Annotated in this window: 14 protein-coding genes; 4 read left to right on the top strand and 10 right to left on the bottom strand. The window is 39.0% G+C overall.

Features of this window, described 5'->3' with window-relative positions:
• The first annotated feature begins 248 nt into the window (after positions 1 to 248).
• The 3 genes from ilvA (at position 249) to F606_RS0109015 (ending at position 3,060) form a co-directional block, all read left to right on the top strand.
• Positions 249 to 1,493, top strand: coding sequence for a threonine ammonia-lyase (gene ilvA / locus F606_RS0109025; protein ID WP_019553563.1), 1,245 nt, complete (start codon positions 249 to 251; stop codon positions 1,491 to 1,493).
• Between the two features lie 486 nt (positions 1,494 to 1,979).
• A complete protein-coding gene (locus F606_RS0109020; protein WP_051083334.1) occupies positions 1,980 to 2,291 on the top strand; it encodes an ArsR/SmtB family transcription factor in 312 nt (103 codons plus the stop codon).
• Positions 2,292 to 2,319: 28 nt separating this feature from the next.
• Positions 2,320 to 3,060, top strand: a complete 741-nt coding sequence (locus F606_RS0109015; RefSeq protein WP_026329320.1) for a C40 family peptidase — start codon at positions 2,320 to 2,322, stop codon at positions 3,058 to 3,060.
• A gap of 65 nt (positions 3,061 to 3,125) precedes the next feature.
• On the opposite strand, the gene F606_RS20870 is transcribed toward F606_RS0109015, so the two are convergent.
• The 3 genes from F606_RS20870 to mqnE form a co-directional block, all read right to left on the bottom strand.
• Positions 3,126 to 3,746, bottom strand: a complete 621-nt coding sequence (locus F606_RS20870; protein WP_019553560.1) for a hypothetical protein — start codon at positions 3,744 to 3,746, stop codon at positions 3,126 to 3,128.
• 1 nt (position 3,747) lies between these two features.
• Positions 3,748 to 4,029, bottom strand: coding sequence for a hypothetical protein (locus F606_RS0109005; protein WP_019553559.1), 282 nt, complete (start codon positions 4,027 to 4,029; stop codon positions 3,748 to 3,750).
• 118 nt (positions 4,030 to 4,147) lie between these two features.
• Positions 4,148 to 5,233 (bottom strand): aminofutalosine synthase MqnE, encoded by a 1,086-nt coding sequence (gene mqnE, locus F606_RS0109000; RefSeq protein ID WP_019553558.1) that lies wholly within the window; start codon positions 5,231 to 5,233, stop codon positions 4,148 to 4,150.
• 388 nt (positions 5,234 to 5,621) lie between these two features.
• Here mqnE and F606_RS0108995 point away from each other — a divergent pair, with 388 nt between their 5' ends.
• Positions 5,622 to 7,181 (top strand): sigma 54-interacting transcriptional regulator, encoded by a 1,560-nt coding sequence (locus F606_RS0108995; RefSeq protein WP_019553557.1) that lies wholly within the window; start codon positions 5,622 to 5,624, stop codon positions 7,179 to 7,181.
• 75 nt (positions 7,182 to 7,256) lie between these two features.
• Here the strand turns inward: F606_RS0108995 and F606_RS0108990 are convergent, their stop codons facing one another.
• The 7 genes from F606_RS0108990 to F606_RS0108960 all read right to left on the bottom strand — a co-directional run bounded on the left by F606_RS0108990 (position 7,257) and on the right by F606_RS0108960 (position 18,146).
• Positions 7,257 to 8,639, bottom strand: coding sequence for an amino acid permease (locus tag F606_RS0108990; protein WP_019553556.1), 1,383 nt, complete (start codon positions 8,637 to 8,639; stop codon positions 7,257 to 7,259).
• Between the two features lie 287 nt (positions 8,640 to 8,926).
• Positions 8,927 to 10,042, bottom strand: coding sequence for an alanine dehydrogenase (gene ald / locus F606_RS0108985; RefSeq protein ID WP_019553555.1), 1,116 nt, complete (start codon positions 10,040 to 10,042; stop codon positions 8,927 to 8,929).
• A gap of 188 nt (positions 10,043 to 10,230) precedes the next feature.
• Positions 10,231 to 12,381 (bottom strand): heavy metal translocating P-type ATPase, encoded by a 2,151-nt coding sequence (locus F606_RS0108980; protein WP_019553554.1) that lies wholly within the window; start codon positions 12,379 to 12,381, stop codon positions 10,231 to 10,233.
• Between the two features lie 228 nt (positions 12,382 to 12,609).
• The gene (locus F606_RS0108975; protein WP_019553553.1) at positions 12,610 to 13,497 is read right to left on the bottom strand and encodes an aldose 1-epimerase family protein; all 888 of its coding nucleotides are present in this window, start codon (positions 13,495 to 13,497) and stop codon (positions 12,610 to 12,612) included.
• Positions 13,498 to 13,759: 262 nt separating this feature from the next.
• Positions 13,760 to 15,541 carry a carbon starvation CstA family protein gene (locus F606_RS0108970; protein WP_019553552.1) on the bottom strand — a complete coding sequence of 594 codons (1,782 nt, stop codon included), beginning with the start codon at positions 15,539 to 15,541 and terminating at the stop codon, positions 13,760 to 13,762.
• Between the two features lie 153 nt (positions 15,542 to 15,694).
• Entirely contained in the window at positions 15,695 to 16,453 is a 759-nt protein-coding gene (locus F606_RS0108965; RefSeq protein ID WP_019553551.1) for a LytR/AlgR family response regulator transcription factor, read from the bottom strand.
• A complete protein-coding gene (locus F606_RS0108960; protein WP_019553550.1) occupies positions 16,428 to 18,146 on the bottom strand; it encodes a LytS/YhcK type 5TM receptor domain-containing protein in 1,719 nt (572 codons plus the stop codon). The genes F606_RS0108965 and F606_RS0108960 overlap by 26 nt, the downstream gene beginning before the upstream one ends.
• Positions 18,147 to 18,244 lie beyond the last annotated feature (98 nt).

The raw sequence follows: 18,244 nt of genomic DNA, 5'->3' as shown, positions 1-18,244 counted from the left end.
CCTGAGTTTATAGCAAAACACGACTATATTTTGCCGAATCAAACTTGACAGTAATGCTTGGTTAATGCTAAAATCTACTAAACATTTATCGGTTATTTTTGTGCATATTGTATATAATTTGTAAACATAGTCATTTCCATATGTGCGTTTGACCGCAAAACTGAAGTTGTTAATTGAAGACTGCAATCATTATGTCCCATTGCAAGCTTCAATGTTCAGCTTCATTTATATTTTTAGGAGGCTTCTTGATGTCTGAAGAAAAAAAATCAACCGCTCAATCAATCATGGAAAGTACATCCATTGCGGATGTCTATCAGGCTGCAAAACAGTTAAATCAAGTCGTAAAAAAAACACATTTAATTCAAAGCTCGTATTTTTCTTCTATTTCTGGAAATGATGTCTACATTAAACCAGAAAATCTGCAAAATACAGGTTCTTTTAAATTACGCGGTGCTTATAACAAAATTAGTCAGCTATCCACCGAAGAAAAATCAAAAGGTGTCATCACAGCTTCCGCTGGCAATCATGCCCAAGGCGTAGCATTTGCCGCTCAGCAGCTCGGTGTAAAAGCCGTTATTGCTATGCCAGCAACGACTCCGATCTTAAAGGTTGAAGCGACACGTGCTTACGGAGCCGAAGTAGTTCTTTACGGAGACAGCTACGATGATGCTTACGGAAAAGCCGTTGAACTACAAAAAGAACACGGATATGTCTTTGTTCACCCCTTTGATGATGTTCAGGTCCTTGTCGGTCAAGGAACCACAGCTCTTGAGATCATTGACGAGCTTAAGGATGTAGATGCCATACTTGTACCAGTCGGTGGCGGCGGTTTTATCAGTGGTGTAGCTCTTGCTACCAAAGCAGTAAATCCCAATGTAAAAATCATTGGTGTCGAGCCAGAGGGAGCGGCCTGTATCAAATACTCCCTTGCCAAGGGGAAAGTCAGCACACTTCGACAAGTGGATACGGTAGCAGACGGTACAGCTGTAAAAACGCCTGGTAAATTGACGTTCGAATTCATAAAAAAATATGTAGATGAAATAATAACCGTATCCGAACTAGAAATCATGTCGGCTCTGCTCTCTTTAATTGAGAAGCATAAATTGATCGCCGAAGGTGCTGGTGTCCTATCTTTAGCTGCACTCACCAAACTTTCTCTTAAAGGAAAAAAAGTTGTCGCTATCGTCAGTGGCGGCAATATTGATATATCGACGATTTCAGCTCTAATTGACAAAGCTTTGATTGCTCGTGGGCGCGTTTTCTGTTTTGCGGTCCAACTTCCTGATAAGCCAGGACAATTGCTTAAAGTTTCACAAGTTTTAGCCGCAGAAAATGCCAATGTTATAAAACTTGACCATAACCAAGCCAAAGTGACGGACAGCTTTAAAAAAGTTCAACTTGAAGTCACTATTGAGACGCATGGGCAGGACCATGTCAAACAAATCGTTGCCGCTTTAGAAAAAAATGATTTTATTGTAACTAAGGTATATTAACAGAACGAATTAAAAAAAGCAGATAATTTCTCAGTGTAGGAGTTATCTGCTTTTTAATGCAAAAACACACTTTTTCTTTACAGAAAAAAATACTTATACACAGTTGGGGATAAATTTATTCAGGCTTGTGAATAACTTTTTTATATACCGTAACACATGATTTAGTTTCAGGAGCCTATACTTATCCACAATATATTCGATTTTGTGGATAATATTGTTGATAACTCTCTTTTATTGAAAAGTTATCCACAGATTTTTATCTGTCCCCATTAAGAAAAAACAACTTATTTTCAAAGATTTTATTTTCAAATTTTATTTTTTGCTTTATACTGATATATATAATGCAATTTATTAGCGTAATAATAATATTTTCTGCGTTTAGGACAGTTTCTCTTGCTAGTAGAATAGGAGGATTCAATGATACATGAAAAAAAACCTGAAACTTGCAATTGTGAAACATGTGATGCTTATATCGTACATCAAGATATGGTTCACGCAGCAAAACTGCATTTACTGACGGAAGAAACAACAATGATCTTGGCAGACACATTCAAAATCCTTGGGGATCCAACACGGATTCGAATATTAGGACTGCTCACAAAAAATGAAATGTGCGTCTGTGATATTGCAGCAACCCTGCAGATGGGTCAGTCCGCCATCTCGCACCAACTGAGGGTACTGCGCGGAGCAAGGCTCGTAAAATTTCGCAAAGAGGGTAAAGAAGCATGGTATTCACTTGACGACTCTCATGTTGTAAGCCTAATGAGTCAAGGACTCGAACATATTAAGCATGGCTGAAAGGAAAAATCAAATGATAGGGAATTTTATGAAGTTGATTCTTTACTCTATTATCATAACATCACTGTTTGTTTTACTTCCTCCCACGGCAGCAAATGCAGCAAAATCGCTCTCACAAAGTTCGCATGGCAACGAAGTCATAGCTCTGCAGCAGCAATTAAAGCGACTTAATTATACCATTACAAGTATTGACGGTATTTTTGGTTTAGAAACAAAACAAGCTGTTCTTGAATTTCAGCGTGACCAGCGAATTAAGATTAATGGTATCGTTGATGGCCAGACTTGGCGAGCACTAAAGAAAGCAAAACCTATTGTAAAAAAAAGAGCCGCAGCTTCCGCTATTACTCAAACAAAGTACCCCAGCAAACCAGTCACCGAAAGTTCCCCCTTTATTACGACAAATATGGTTCCTCCCATTATCAAAACAGCAAAACATTACATTGGTGTTCCATACCAATTCGGTGGTACTACACCAAAAGGTTTTGACTGTTCCGGTTATCTGCAATATGTATTCGCCCAGCAGAAAATATCTATTCCCCGTACTGCCGACGAACAATATAGACTGGGCAAAACCATCAGCCGCAGTGCCTTGCAAAGCGGTGATTTAGTTTTTTTCACGACCTATGAGCCTGGGCCTTCCCATTGTGGAATCTATATTGGTGACGGCAAATTCATTCACACCTCATCGAGTAAAGGGGTTCGTATCGATGAATTAGATAATTCATATTGGAAGCCAAAATATATTGGCGCAAAACGTATCACGAAATAACTAATCCTATCCGCTGACATAAAAATGACCTGCATTTCAATTTAGAAATGCAGGTCATTTTTTATTTAACGGTTACGATATTCATCCGCTTTGCTTTTACTTTGATAAGAATCGTGTTCTGGTGTAATATTCGGCAATTCTTCGTCATTTTTTTTAGATGCCATATCATATTTATTCCGATATGGTGAAACATCTTGTTGTGGACGTGTGAAATGACTTACATTATTACCTTTGTTTTTAAACTTATTCCATAAGAAACGTCCTACCATAAAGACGACTCCCAACAAGACTACATTCATCAATAAGCCCATGATATCGGCACCCATGCCCATACCACCCATACCAAACATATTACCAAGCATACTGCCGAGGAACATACCACCGGCAAACAAGCCAACATTTCGCATCATTCCACCCCACGGGGATGAACTGGCAGCAGCAGCTGGCGTTGCTGCCGATTTTGTACTGGCTGCTGGTGCATCCTTGCTTAAGGATTTAGCATCTTTCGATGGCGTATATTCTTTTGATGGTGTAGTCGTTGAAGCACCTGAAGTTTTCGACGGCGTTGAAACACTAGGTGCCGACTTAGGTGCGGAAAATTTTGCTCCGCCCTTCGCCGCAAAGGCAATCGACGATAAGGCAAAGAAACATACTAAAACAATCGTTACTATTTTCTTTAATTTCATTTTATTCTTCCTCCCGATAAGCTTTCACATCTTCTGGAAATGCATAAATCTCTGCTAATGTATCCAATTCACCTGATAAATAGCGATCAATATCATCAACATCAATATAAACTTTACAATCAATATCTAAATAGCCTTGTTCTTTAGCCTGACTGAGATCACGAATCGCCATCAACTTTTCCCGCAATTTCAGACATTCTTCACGAGTCGCATGAATATCAAGCTTAATCTGGGGAATACCATACTCTCTGAGAACATCTTGTAACGTTAATCTTTCTGACATACCGAGCCTCCAAAACTTTATATTTAGTATATTTGAAACTACACTTATTTATATAATTCGACATATATTTATTATATTCCTTTAATGTGAATTTCTTATGAAGTAAGATGTTTGAATTTTAAAATACTTTAACAATATTAAAATTGCAATCACATTCCACAGGCGTCCGGCCAGCTTCCCGAATGGTCGCAATCAAAGTTTCTTTACTGAGTGATGTACTCGATTTCGCTCCTGCTGCATGCATGATTTTTTCTTCCTGGATGGTCCCATCAATATCATTGGCACCAAAACCCAAGGCCAATTGTGCAATCGGCAGTGTAAGCATCACCCAATAGGCTTTAATATTGCGAAAATTATCCAACATAAGGCGTGAAATTGCCATCGTTTTTAGATCATCCCATACGCTGGTCCGCTGAACCATATTAGCCATTTCTGTATGTTCGGGATGAAAAGGAAAACAAATAAAGGTCTGAAAACCGCCAGTTTTATCTTGTAACTTACGCAAAGTCAACAAATGATCAATACGTTCTTCAATGGTTTCAATGTGCCCATATAACATGCTGGCATTCGTTTTAATCCCAAGATCATGTGCCGTCTGTGCCACTTCCAGCCATTCACTGGCCGTCGCTTTATTCGGACAAAGCTGCTGGCGAATTCGATCTGAGAGGATTTCTGCGCCGCCCCCCGGCAAGGCCTCGAGTCCAGCGTCCATTAATATTTGTAAAACCTGTCGAATTGATTTCCCGGAAATCTTAGCAAAATGAGTAATTTCGACTCCCGTAAACCCTTTTAAATGCAACGTCGGAAAATTGGTCTTAATGGCTCGAATAATATTTACATAATACTCAAACGGCCAAGTTGGATGGAGTCCACTCACAATATGCAGACCACTAAGGTCTGGATCCGCTGTCGCCTGCTTAACCACTTCCAAAACACGTTCTTGATTCATTTCATACGCCTGCTGACTGTCTTCATCACAGCCAAACGCACAAAACGAGCAGCGTGATGTACAGATATTCGTAAGATTGATATGCCGATTTACATTATAATAAACATAATCACCGCTAATACGATAGCGAACCAGATCCGCCATCGATCCAAGCCATGCCAGATCATCACAATCATATAAAGCAAGACCATCTTCTTTTGTGAGACGCTCACCTTTTAAAATTTTATCACCAATTTTTTTAGTAACTTCTGTCAAACTTTCCACCTTCTTGTATACAATAAACATATAAATCTAACATAATTCTACTCTATTTGTTTTTGCTAAACAATATGTTTCTTTTATATACTACCATAAAAAAATCACCAAATTCAAATTAAATTACAAGAAAAGTAAAAAAAAATTCTTTTAGGCAGCTATTTTTATCTACTAAGCAGGGATTTACCTGGTTATGTAGAAACAGACAGATGTACGAATCTGCATGTCATTACAAATCTATATAATGAAGGAAATTCTATGCAGCCCCAGGCTAACGATAGCTTAAGCAAGCTATCCCCTTCCATATCGGACAAATACTACTATGGACTTATATTGTTTATTCATTCTATCTAGTTTCCTGTAATATTTTATTTAGGGGGAATACCTCATGCGTATTAAGGTTTCCTATATAGACCGTGTTGGAATTGTTTTTGATATTGCCTATATTTTTATTCATCATCAATTAAATATCATCTCGATGGAAGTGGGTATCAATGTTATTTTCCTCGAAACTGAACCTATGTCAATCGAACTCGAGCAGCCCCTGCTGCGTGATATAGCTCAAATTTCTGATATAACCGCTGTGGCTCAAATCGAATTAATGCCTCACGAAGAAAAAGCGGAACAACTGAAGGCCGTTTTAGATGCTGTAACAGACGGTGTCGTTGCGATCGACAGTCATGGTTGTATCACCCAGTATAATCCAGCAGCTGAAAAAATCATGCACACGTCAACTGTACATGTAATCGGCAAGCCACTGACTGATATTTTCCCTTGTTGTTTATCTCTAGTCGACTCTATTCAAAGTGGCTCAAAGTCAATTAATCGTGAAATATTTTTTGAGCAAACAAATAGCCATTATTTAGTCAGCAGTCATCCAATTATGGATCGGTATAAAAAAATAATTGGCGGCATCGCAATTTTAAAAGATATTAAAGATGTCCGAAAAATGTATCAGAAATTAACCGAACAACCCGTATTTAAATTCGATGAAATTTTACATACAAGCAAAATTATGCAAAAAGTTATTAATCTGGCAAAATCATATGCCTACAATGATTCAACGGTCCTAATTCGGGGTGAAACCGGCACGGGTAAAGAATTATTTGCCCGGGCCTTGCATAGTGCATCTTCACGTTCGGAAAATATATTTGTGCCAATCAACTGTGCCGCAATACCGGATACGCTGCTCGAAAGTGAATTATTCGGTTATGAAGACGGTGCCTTTACTGGTGCCACGAAAGGTGGCAAACAGGGATTATTTGAACTGGCAAATGGTGGCACTTTATTTTTGGATGAAATTGGGGAAGTGTCCGCCCATCTGCAAGTAAAATTATTACGTGTGCTGCAAGAACGAAAAATTCGTCGAATTGGCAGCCGCCGAGAATTTTCGATTGATGTCCGGCTTTTAGCCGCTACCAATCGAAATCTAGAAGCCATGATCGAAGAAGGCACGTTTCGCGAAGACTTGTATTATCGGCTCAATGTAATTCCTTTATTTTTACCACCATTACGAGAACGTAAAGAAGATATCATTGTTCTTGCTCAATCTTTTCTACAACGCTTTTCATCCAAACTTCACAAACAAGCTGATTCCATTAACGAGCAAGCTTTCCAAGTATTAACCGACTATGATTGGCCGGGAAATATTCGTGAATTGGAAAATGTCATGGAACGAGCGGTCAATGTCGTGGAAACTAAAATCATAACTCCTGAACATTTGATGCTGGGGCGCCATGCAGCAAATTTAGAACCTATTTTACCCGCTGTCCCTGAAAAAGGATTAGCTGATATTTTAGCCGAAAAAGAACGGGAAATTTTATGTCGAGCCTTGTGCCATTATCATACTTCCCGCAAACTTGGCACTGTCCTTGGACTTTCACATACCAGTGTCTTGAAAAAGCTGCAAAAATATGGTCTTTCTTTCGAACAATTTAAGGCTAAATAGTAAAAAAGAAGCTTCCTATTTGTATGTAGTACAAATTAGGAAGCTTCTTTTTGATTTTTCACAAAAACAGATCTGTTATTTTTCGAGAACTTGCTTATGCAGTCCACTCATGTAATATGAAGCAATTACACCCGCAAACCAAATTGGTGCAATATAAAGTGCAACCCGCGTATTTTCACTAAAGAACATTACAAAAGCCACTAGAAAGAAAAATGCTATGCAGATCCAACTCGAATAAGGTGAATGCGGCATCGGATAATGCAATTTGCCAATTTGCTCTGGAGATAAAGTTTCTCTAAATTTGATTTGAACAAATAAGATAATACCCCAAATCCAAAGTGCGCCAAATGTTGCCACACTCGTTACATACGTAAACACTTCAGCCGGAACCATATAATTGAGGACAACACCTATGAGTAAAAAACCTGCTGAAACCAAAATCCCATTCGCTGGTACCATATGTTTACTAAGTTTGCCAAACATTTTAGGTGCTTTTCCCTGCAATGACAGATTATATAACATCCGCCCGGTACTAAAAAGACCACTATTGCAAGAAGATAATGCAGCGGTTAAAACAACAAAATTAATAATACCTGCTGCTGTACTTATACCAAGTTTACTAAAAGTCAAAACAAACGGGCTGCCAAGCGTGCCAATTTGATTCCATGGATACAGTGACATAATAACCGACAATGCCAACACATAAAAGATTAAAATCCGCCAAAAAACTTTATCAATTGCCGATGGTATCGTTTTTTCAGGATGAGCGGCTTCACCAGCAGTAACTCCAATAATTTCAATTCCCAAATAAGAAAACATAACCATAACAAGAGCCATGACCATTCCGGTGATTCCATTCGGGAAAAATCCACCATAAGTCCATAGATTTGAAATACCGACCGCAACGCCATCATTGCCAATGCCAAAAAAGATCATCGCACCGCCTACCAGAATCATAGCAATAATGGTAACGACTTTTATAAGTGCAAACCAAAATTCAAATTCTCCATATGCAGCTACAGCAATCAAATTGACAATCGTCATGCAAACGAGTGCGGCGAGTGCGGGTATCCATTGCGGCAAATCGGGTATCCAGTAATTCACATATACCCCCACTGCCGTAATCTCGGCCATACAAGTTACAACCCACATGAACCAGTAAGTCCAGCCCGTAATATAGCCGCACAACGGTCCAACAAACTTGCTGGCATGCGCACTGAATGCACCAGATACCGGATATTCTACAGTAACCTCGCCTAGTGCACGCATAACATAAAAAATAACAACCCCACCTATAAAGTAAGTCAAAATGAGCGACGGGCCAGCAACTTTAATTGCTGCGGCCGAACCAAGGAATAAACCAACCCCGATAGCACCACCTAATGCAATCAGTTGAATATGTCTCTCTTTGAGTCCACGATGTAAGTCTTCTTGAAGTCCATTCTTTAAATTATCCACTTCTTTCCCTCCATATCATATAAATCTTTGGCATGAATGGTAGATATAAGCTGTAAGAATTGACGAATATGCTATATAAAAAAGTAGCAGTCTTTAACGTCAAATTCCACATCGTTTAAGTGTACTACAAAAAGGTTTCCTTGTAACCTTTTCCTTGATAATTATTCGAATATTCATTTAATTTAAGATAAGCAGCTCTATGTTGGTCGTAGCTTGTTTAATATAACATAGAACTGCTTACTATATAAGTTGCATTATATATAACTCTAAAAATATAGTTTATGAAATTATAAGATAGTGCTCAACTCTACATAAGGTAATCCTAAACCGTCAGCAACACCTTTAAAGGTAATATTCCCATTGATTACGTTAATCCCTTTTGCTAAGCCAGGATCATCGAGACAAGCTTGACGATAGCCCTTATTCGCAAGTTGAAGAGCATATGGTAATGTAGCATTTGTCAAAGCCAACGTCGAAGTCCGTGCCACAGCACCTGGCATATTAGCTACCGAATAATGAACTACACCATGTTTGATAAAAGTTGGATTATCATGTGTCGTGCAATGATCGCAAGTAACAATCGAACCGCCCTGATCAATTGCAACATCAACGACCACGGAACCAGCTTCCATCGTTTTGATCATATCTTCTGAAACTAATTTTGGTGTTTTCGCTCCTGGAACTAATACCGATCCAATCAACAAATCTGCTTTTTTAACCCATTCGGCAATATTATAGCTATTTGACATTACCGTCACAATGCTGCTGCCAAAAATATCATCCAAATAACGAAGTCTGTCGCCCGACATATCAATTACAGTTACGCGTGCACCCATTCCAACAGCAATTTTTGCAGCATTTGTACCAACATTACCACCACCGATGATGACAACCTGACCAGATGGTACGCCTGATACGCCGCTTAACAAAACACCTTTACCACCATTTTGTTTTTCTAAATATTGTGCACCTACCTGAACAGCCATACGGCCTGCCACTTCACTCATTGGGGATAATAATGGCAGCGTGTTGTTTCGTCCCACAATTGTTTCATACGCTATACCAATCACTTTGTCTTTTAACAAGGCCTGGGTAAGTTCTGGTTCTGGTGCAAGATGCAAATATGTAAACAGAACTTGCCCTTCGTGGAATAAATTGTATTCTGGTTCAACTGGTTCTTTTACTTTAATGATCATTTCAGCTCGATCAAACAAAGCTTTTTTATCACTGATAATTTTAGCGCCAGTGGCTTCATAAGCTGCATCACTAAAGCCACTGCCAAGGCCAGCACTTTTTTCCATCAATACGGTATGTCCGGATTTACACAATGCTTCGGCTCCAGCGGGAGTAAGACCTACTCTTGCTTCATTGTTTTTAATTTCTTTCGGTACACCAATAATCATTTGAACCCCTCCACTTTATATTAATATGTTTTAACTATTAATATATTATTGCAAGTTATGTGCCAACTTTAAAAGGCAGAAAACCTGCACTGGTAATTTTATTTGGAACGAAATCGATCCAAAAAGTGGAATGAAAAGTTTACAACTGTAAACTTTTCATTCCACTCAATCGAAAAAGGCAACGAAATTTATGCATCAGATGCGGTAATCGAAGCATTAAATTGCGGATTCGAATTTTTTATATATAAAATACGAATTGCATTCAACACACACAACATCGCAACCCCAGTATCGGCAAATACAGCAAACCACATCGAAGCAAAACCAGCCAATCCCAAAACCAATACCATGATTTTGACAACCAAAGCAAAAACAACATTCTGCCAGGCAATTTTATTTGTATTTCGTGCAATCTGCAATGACTGTAAAACTGCTTCCAGTTTTGATGTCATAAATACAACATCTGCTGCTTCAATTGCAGCATCCGCTCCGGATCCCATCGCGGCTCCACAATCAGCTCCCGCCAATACCGGAGCATCATTAATACCATCACCAATAAACATAACCGCACCATACTTATCACGGATTTTGGTAAGTTCATCAAACTTATCTTGTGGCAAAAGACTGGCACGAACCTCCCCAATCCCCGTTAGCGCAGCAATTGCACTGGCACTTTCCTGACTATCACCAGTCAGCATCGTAACACCGATTCCCATTCGTTTAATTTCTTCAATCACAATCTTTGCCCCCGGCTTTACCGTATCGGCAAGCACAAGATAACCGAGTAATAAACCATCAGCCGCCACAAAAACTTCTGTACCATAAAGAGTCTTTTGTACCGATGTAAGATCAATTCCTGCTTTTTCTAATAAAACTCGATTACCGCATAAAACAAATTTATCGGCAAACCGAACTTTAAGCCCCTGCCCGGCGGTTTCTTCAATCGCTGCAAAATTAACCAGCTCTAAGTTTTTTTCTCTCGCTGCGGAAAAAATACTACTGGCAATCGGATGCGATGACTGACTTTCACAAGAGGCCGTTAGTGCTAATAATTCATCTGCCGTGATTGGTCCTACTGGAACAATCTGTTGAACAATAAAATTCCCCTCCGTAATTGTACCAGTTTTATCAAAAATAATATGCTTTACCTTATTTAAAGCCTCTAATGCTGTACCACCCTTAAATAAAATACTTTGCTTTGATCCTGCACCAATTCCTGAAAAGAAAGCCAATGGAACACTTAAAACCAACGCGCAGGGACAACTAATAACAAGAAAAGTCAAGGCAGTATAAATCCAATAATTCCAGTTGCCTGTCACCAAGGAAGGAATAACAGCAACAGCTATGGCTGCCAGCACTACCACCGGTGTGTAAATGCGCGCAAAACGGGTAATAAAACGATCAATTGTTGGTTTGGTAGCTGCCGCATTCTCTACAGAAGCCAAAATCCGGGAAACCATAGATTCTGCTAATACTTTAACCACGCGAATTTTCAGGACCCCTGATAAATTAACACTGCCGGAAACAAGTGAGGTCCCAATGACAGCTGCAACAGGAACTGGTTCCCCTGTAATTGGTGAAGTATCAATGCGGCTTGCACCATCTACAACTACACTATCAAGTGGGATACGGTCACCAACTCGAACCAAAAGGATATCCCCAACCTTAGCATCTTCTGCAGCCATAACTTCGATATCTGTACCAACGATTCGTTGGACGGTCTCAGGACGCAAATCAATCGCATCCATGATCTGGCTGCGACTTTTAGCAACAGCTCGATCTTCAAAATATTCACCAATTCGATAAAACAGCATAACACCAACAGCCTCAGGATATTCACCAATGGCAAATGCACCTAATGTTGCTATCATCATCAAGAAATTTTCATCAAAAACTTTTCCATGAACGATATTCAGCAAAGCTTTGCGAACAATCCGCCCCCCAACCAGCACATAGTCGAGCACATAAACTGCCAAAACAAAAGGATCAGGAATGATATCCAAAACTGCATTCATAAAAAAAAGCACAGCCCCAATACCAACTTCCCATATCATCCAGTCTTGCCCATTTTCTTGGTGTTTATTTTTTCGAAGGACCTTGGGTACAATTTTTACATCAGCTTCAATCGATGTGCAGATTTCACGGATCATCGGCAAATATTCATCCGGCTCTTTGGCCACAATCTTTAGCTGCTTTGTCGTAAATGTAATCGAAACATTCTCTATCCCCGGCAAATTTTTTATTTTTTCTTCCATTTGCCCCGCACAATGTGCACAACCAAGATTTTCTATACTATAGATCTTTTGTCTCATTCCTTCGTCATTTTGTTTTTTATCCATACTATGCTCGCTCCTTTTATTGAAGTTTACTTTACGTATTTACATATGAATATATGTTCATATGTAATTTATAACATAAAACGCAATAAATTGTCAATACATATGTAGTGAATCAAAATTAATTTTTGCCGATCAAACCAAAACAAGAGACGTTTTATCGCAATAGAATTAACGATAAAACATCTCTTGTGAACTTTCATGGGCACAGCCAAATTAAATGCCTATTCTTTATTTTATAGTAATCGTAAACCCTGTTTGCGAACTTGTAAGTGCTTCCAATTTTTGAATGCCAAATTTTTCTGCCAGTTTCCCTGTCGCCTTTGTGTTATCAGGTAAACCAACCCACGGTTCAATGCAAACAAAAGGTGCATCTTTTGGTGTAGGCGACCAAACACATAAATATGGCATGTTATCATACGTAATAGCAACACTATGGGGTGTTTTATTGGAGTGAAGCGTACACGTTGTAGCCCCTGTTGTTTCATAAGCAAACAAACCATCTTTAAATAAACCGTACTGAAGTGGTAAGTCCTGATCCGTTGGAGCCTCTGCAGTAGCTGAAAAATCAAGTAAGAATTCTTTTAAATCCGCTAATTTAAATATTTTTCTTTTCTTTTTAGGTGAAAAGCTCAAAGAATAATCTTCAAACTTCGTTCCTTCTACCATTGGTACATTAAAAGCCGGATGCGCACCTAACGAATAATAAAGCGGATTGCTCATATCTGTATTTTTCACTTGGAAACTTACCACTAAAGATGCTTGTTCTACTTTGTACGTTATTTCAAAAGAGAACTGAAATGGATACACTGTTTGTGTAGCTTTAGAATCGGTCAACACAAAAGAAATAGAGTCTTTTGATTGTTCGGAAACTTTAAAATCATATTCACGAGCAAAACCATGATTTGTCATTGGATAAGATTTACCATTGTATTCATATTGCTTATTTTTCGACTGTCCAATAAAGGGAAATAAAATAGGTGCATGACTTGCCCAAAAAGCCGGATCGGCCTGCCATATGTACTCGATATTCGTGGTCTTGTCTTTGAAGCTTATAATTTCAGCCCCCTTGCTGTCAAATGCAGCAACTACTCTTTCATTTTCGATTTGAAAATTCACTATATTTCCTCCTCCACAAATGTGATCGTAATCAGGAAAGTTTCTTTTTATGATTAAGTTCTAGCAGAAAATCTCCTGTTATCTTATTATAACATTCGAAAATATTTTTGGGGCATTTCAGGCTAATGTTTTCGCAAAATATTGCCACAATTCACTATTTAATCAAACCATTGTATATTATCCCCCCAAAACAAAATAAAAACAAGGCTTATGCAGTGAACGATAAGCCTTGCTTTTTATTTTCGTGAAAAATCTCTTGCTTTTAAAGGGACTGCTGCATTTCTTTTTTGTCAGACTTCATAATTTGCAGCCATACACGTACTGAATTAATGATAACAAACACGATTAATATCATCATTACGGCACTCGCTCCCGCCAATAAATATTGACTTTTCGGCAGATAAAATTCGAAAATATTATAAAACCCAGCCGTAAGTGCTGTAGTGATCATAAAACAAAGTGGTACAAGTGTAGTCCAAATATAGCGGCCTTTGCCAATTCTAAGCAAAATTGTTGTCCCAATCGCCAAGGTCATACTGGCAAGCAGCTGATTGGAAAGGCCAAACAATGGCCAAATCGAGGCAATAGAACCACCAAAGACAAGGTAGCCCCAAGCTGCCGAAATCAAAGCACTCGTAAAGATAATTCCCGGTGTCCAATGAACATCGCCTAGTGGTTTATACACGAGTCCACCAATTTCTTGTAATAGATAACGACCAACCCGTGTACCAGCATCAATAATTGTTAAAATAAATAAAGCTTCAAACATAATAGCAAAATGATATAAAAATGACATTAATGTTTCAAGACCTGGAATCTGCGAGAAAATATGTGCCATACCAACAGCCAACGACACAGCCCCGCCTGGACGGCCGGCAACATTTTCACCAACCATTTCCGAGAGCATAGGTAATTCCTGAATGTTCATGCCAAGTGTTGCAAAAACATCTGGTGCACTATTTATCGCAAAATAATCAGCCGGCACTAAGCTGGTAGCCGCAATCAAGGCCATAATTCCCACAAAAGATTCTGCCAGCATTGCACCAAAACCAATTGGCAGAATTTCTCTTTCATTCATCAACATTTTAGGCGTTGTACCCGTGGCAATAATCGTATGAAATCCCGAAATAGCCCCGCAAGCAACCGTAATGCAAACAAATGGCCATACCGGACCTGGAACAACCGGGCCGCCGCCACCAATAAATTGCGTGATGGCAGGCATCTGAATTGCTGGTTGAACAATGATAATGCCGAGAGCTAATGCCCCAATCGTACCAATTTTCATATATGTACTTAAATAATCACGTGGAGCAAGCAACAGCCAAACAGGAAGCGCTGCTGCAATAAAACCATAACAAGGTAAAATGATATCAAGTTGTGCTCTACTTAAAGTAAAAAATGGAGCCAAAGCAGAGTGTTGTACCCACGCACCACCAAAAACTGCACCAATAACCAGCATAACTCCGATAAAAGAAGCTTCACCGATATGACCAGGGCGCAAATATCTCATATAAACACCAATAAACAGGGCTATTGGAATGGTTGCCCCAACTGTAAAGGCTCCCCATGGACTGTTAAATAAGGCATTAGCAACGGCAATCGCCATTCCAGCCATGGTAATAATCAAAATAAAAATAACGGCAACAGCAGTTGCCAAGCCTGTTGATTTACCGATTTCTATTTTCGCGATTTCTGCGATGGACAATCCATCATGGCGAATCGAAGCAAATAGAATAACCATATCATGCACAGCACCACCAATACACGCTCCAACTAGAAGCCAGATCGTGCCGGGAAGATAGCCAAACTGTGCTGCCAAAACCGGACCAACCAAAGGACCAGCACCAGCAATTGCGGCAAAATGATGACCAAATGTTACCCATTTATTGGTCGGCACATAATCATGTCCATCTTCATGGACGACAGCCGGTGTGGGACGATTTGGATCAAGCGTCAATACTTTTGCTGCCATAAATGCACCATAGTAACGATAACAAAGACTTAAAACTAAAGCAGAAATAATTACAAGATAAAGTCCGTTCATAAAAGTAACCTCCATATAAAGTTGAATTGACTCAATTTTCTGAATCACTAGCAACTTTATAATAGACTACATTCTACTATATGAATAGGATTTTTCATTCAATGGAAGAAAACTCATCCTGAATGGAACTATGCTCCATTTAATGGAAAATTTTTATTTTAAACCCAGAATTGTTTTAATCTCTTTGATCTGACTTTTGCTAACTGGAATTTCATGTTTGCCCTCACTGGTCATCTTAAGCCAATATGTTCCCTTAAACCAAGGAACCACTTCCTCTACTTTATCCATATTAACTAAATAACTTTTATGGACCCGCAAGAGATGTGTACCATAAAGTCGATCTTCCAAATCAGATAATGAACCATTATAATTAATTTCTTCTACGTCCGTAACAATTTTAACCGTGCCCATTGATGCATAAGCATACAAAATTTCATCATAATTAAGCAGCATGATTTTTCCGTTTTTTTCAACCGGCAATTTATTCACTTGAATATTGGTATGCTCCAAAACTTTATCAATTTGCTTAGACATCATATGCCGATCTTCTTTTCGATATGTTTTAATTCGCAGAAGTGTTTGCTGGATACGCTCGTCAATAAAAGGTTTCAAAACATAATCGATAGCACCAATTTCAAATGCTTTTAGAGCATATTCATCATACGCTGTGGCAAATACGAGCCTCGCATCTGGTGCAACACTCAGAAGGATTTTTGCCGCTGCCAGTCCATTCATTTCTCGCATATTGATGTCTAAAAATATCACATCTGGTCTTAGCTTCGCTGCTAAGGCAATCGCTTGTGCTGCATCCGCGGCCTCACCAACAACTTCATTTTCTTCCAATAAAGACAATATATATTTTAGTTCATCCCGGGCCGGCATTTCATCATCCACAATCAAAATTTTCAGCATCAATATCACCATCCATAAAAATTAATTTTGGTATACGAATTATAACCGTTGTACCTGCCCCTGGTATACTTTCGATCGTCAACCCATAACGCTTACCATATTGACGTTGCAACCGTTCATGCACATTACGAATGCCAATATGCCCTTCGAGCGGCTTTTGCAATGGATTCATCCTTGCTAAATCAAAACCAATTCCATCATCTTTAAGCAAAATTTCAATAAAATCCATGTCTTCTCGAATCAAAAGATAAATTGTCCCACCATTTTCTTTCGGCTTAAGTCCGTGTTGTATTGCATTTTCTACGAGTGGCTGAATTGTTAAAGAAGATATTAAATAAATATTAGGATTCAATTCAATTGTCTCTTTGAATGTTAATTTATCACCATATCGTGCTTTTTCAATCGTCAAATAAGCACGCACTTGATTCAATTCTTCTTCCAGTGTAATTTCTTTCCCTGTTTTATGTAACGTGAAACGAAAAATCTCACTAAGTTTAAGCAAAAGTTCCCGCGCGAGCATTGGTTTTGTTCGCACTAAAGAAATAATTGTTGTCAAGGTATTAAATAAAAAATGCGGATTAATTTGCGACTGCAGTGCTTTTAATTCAGCTTGAGCGGCTTGCTGAGACTCACGTTCAATTTCTGCCAGCTCTAACTGAATGGAAAAAAGCTGTGCAAGCCCTTCCGCAAAGACAGTATCGGTTTGATTCAATAAATTACTCACTGTGTAATAAAGTTTAAATGTTCCAACAACTTTTTCACTATATTTCAAGGGAACGATAATAGCACTTTTCAAAGTACAGCCCGGGTGGTTACAGCCAATTTCCCTGGCATGTTCAGCAATATAAATTTCACCTGTTTCAATGACCTGTTTCGTCGACTTGGTAAAATTATTTTCTTCTGTCATATGGTGATCTGCCTCAGCTCCAATGAAAGACAAAACTCGATGTGTATCAGTAACAGCTACCGCATGATAGCCACCATATTGATAGATGATCTGTGCCGCAGCTTGTGCCGATTCCTGACTGATACCGCGTCGAAAATATGGCAGAGTTTTTGCCGCAATACGCAGAACTTTTTGGGCCTGAATCGCACCTACTCTATTTTGTGCATCCATTGTTGTTTTTATAATGAGCATAAAAATCGTAAGACCAATCGCATTGGCCGTAATCATCGGCATCGCAATCTTATTTACCAGCTGTAACGCTTGATCAAAGGGCTGAGCTGTCAATAAAATAATCCCCATCTGCATGATTTCTCCGACAAGTCCAGTCAGCAGTGCCAGCCACCAGGGAATCGGTTTATTTGGATATCTTTTTTTCACATAGCCTGCCAGCAATCCTTCGCAAAGACTCGATAATGCACAGGAAAAAGCCGTAAAGCCGCCCAAGAAATAGCGATGGCCACCCGCAATTACTGCCGCGGCGGCTCCCATGGCTGGTCCACCTATTAATCCTGCTGCCATAACACCAATGACTCTTGAATTCGCCAAAGCATCATTAATTGGAATACCCACATACGTGCCAGCAATACCAATCAAGCCAAAAATAACGGATAATTTTATTTTATCAGACCAGCTTACATACCGATAATTTACCCGACGAAATAGTTTTGCCTGCGATAAAATAAAGGCCAATGTTGCCGCCATACTCATTCTGGCAACCATTTGAAACAGCAATGACTCATCACTCATACATTGCACCTCCTTGCGGCTTACTTCTTGATCTCTTTCTATAATAAGCTGCATTAAATATTATATATGACAGACTGGTGGATTAATGTAATTTCTTC

Source organism: Propionispira raffinosivorans DSM 20765, assembly GCF_000381065.1.
GTDB classification, from domain to species: Bacteria; Bacillota; Negativicutes; order Selenomonadales; family Selenomonadaceae; genus Propionispira; species Propionispira raffinosivorans.
This window is presented reverse-complemented; position numbering and strand designations above follow the sequence as displayed.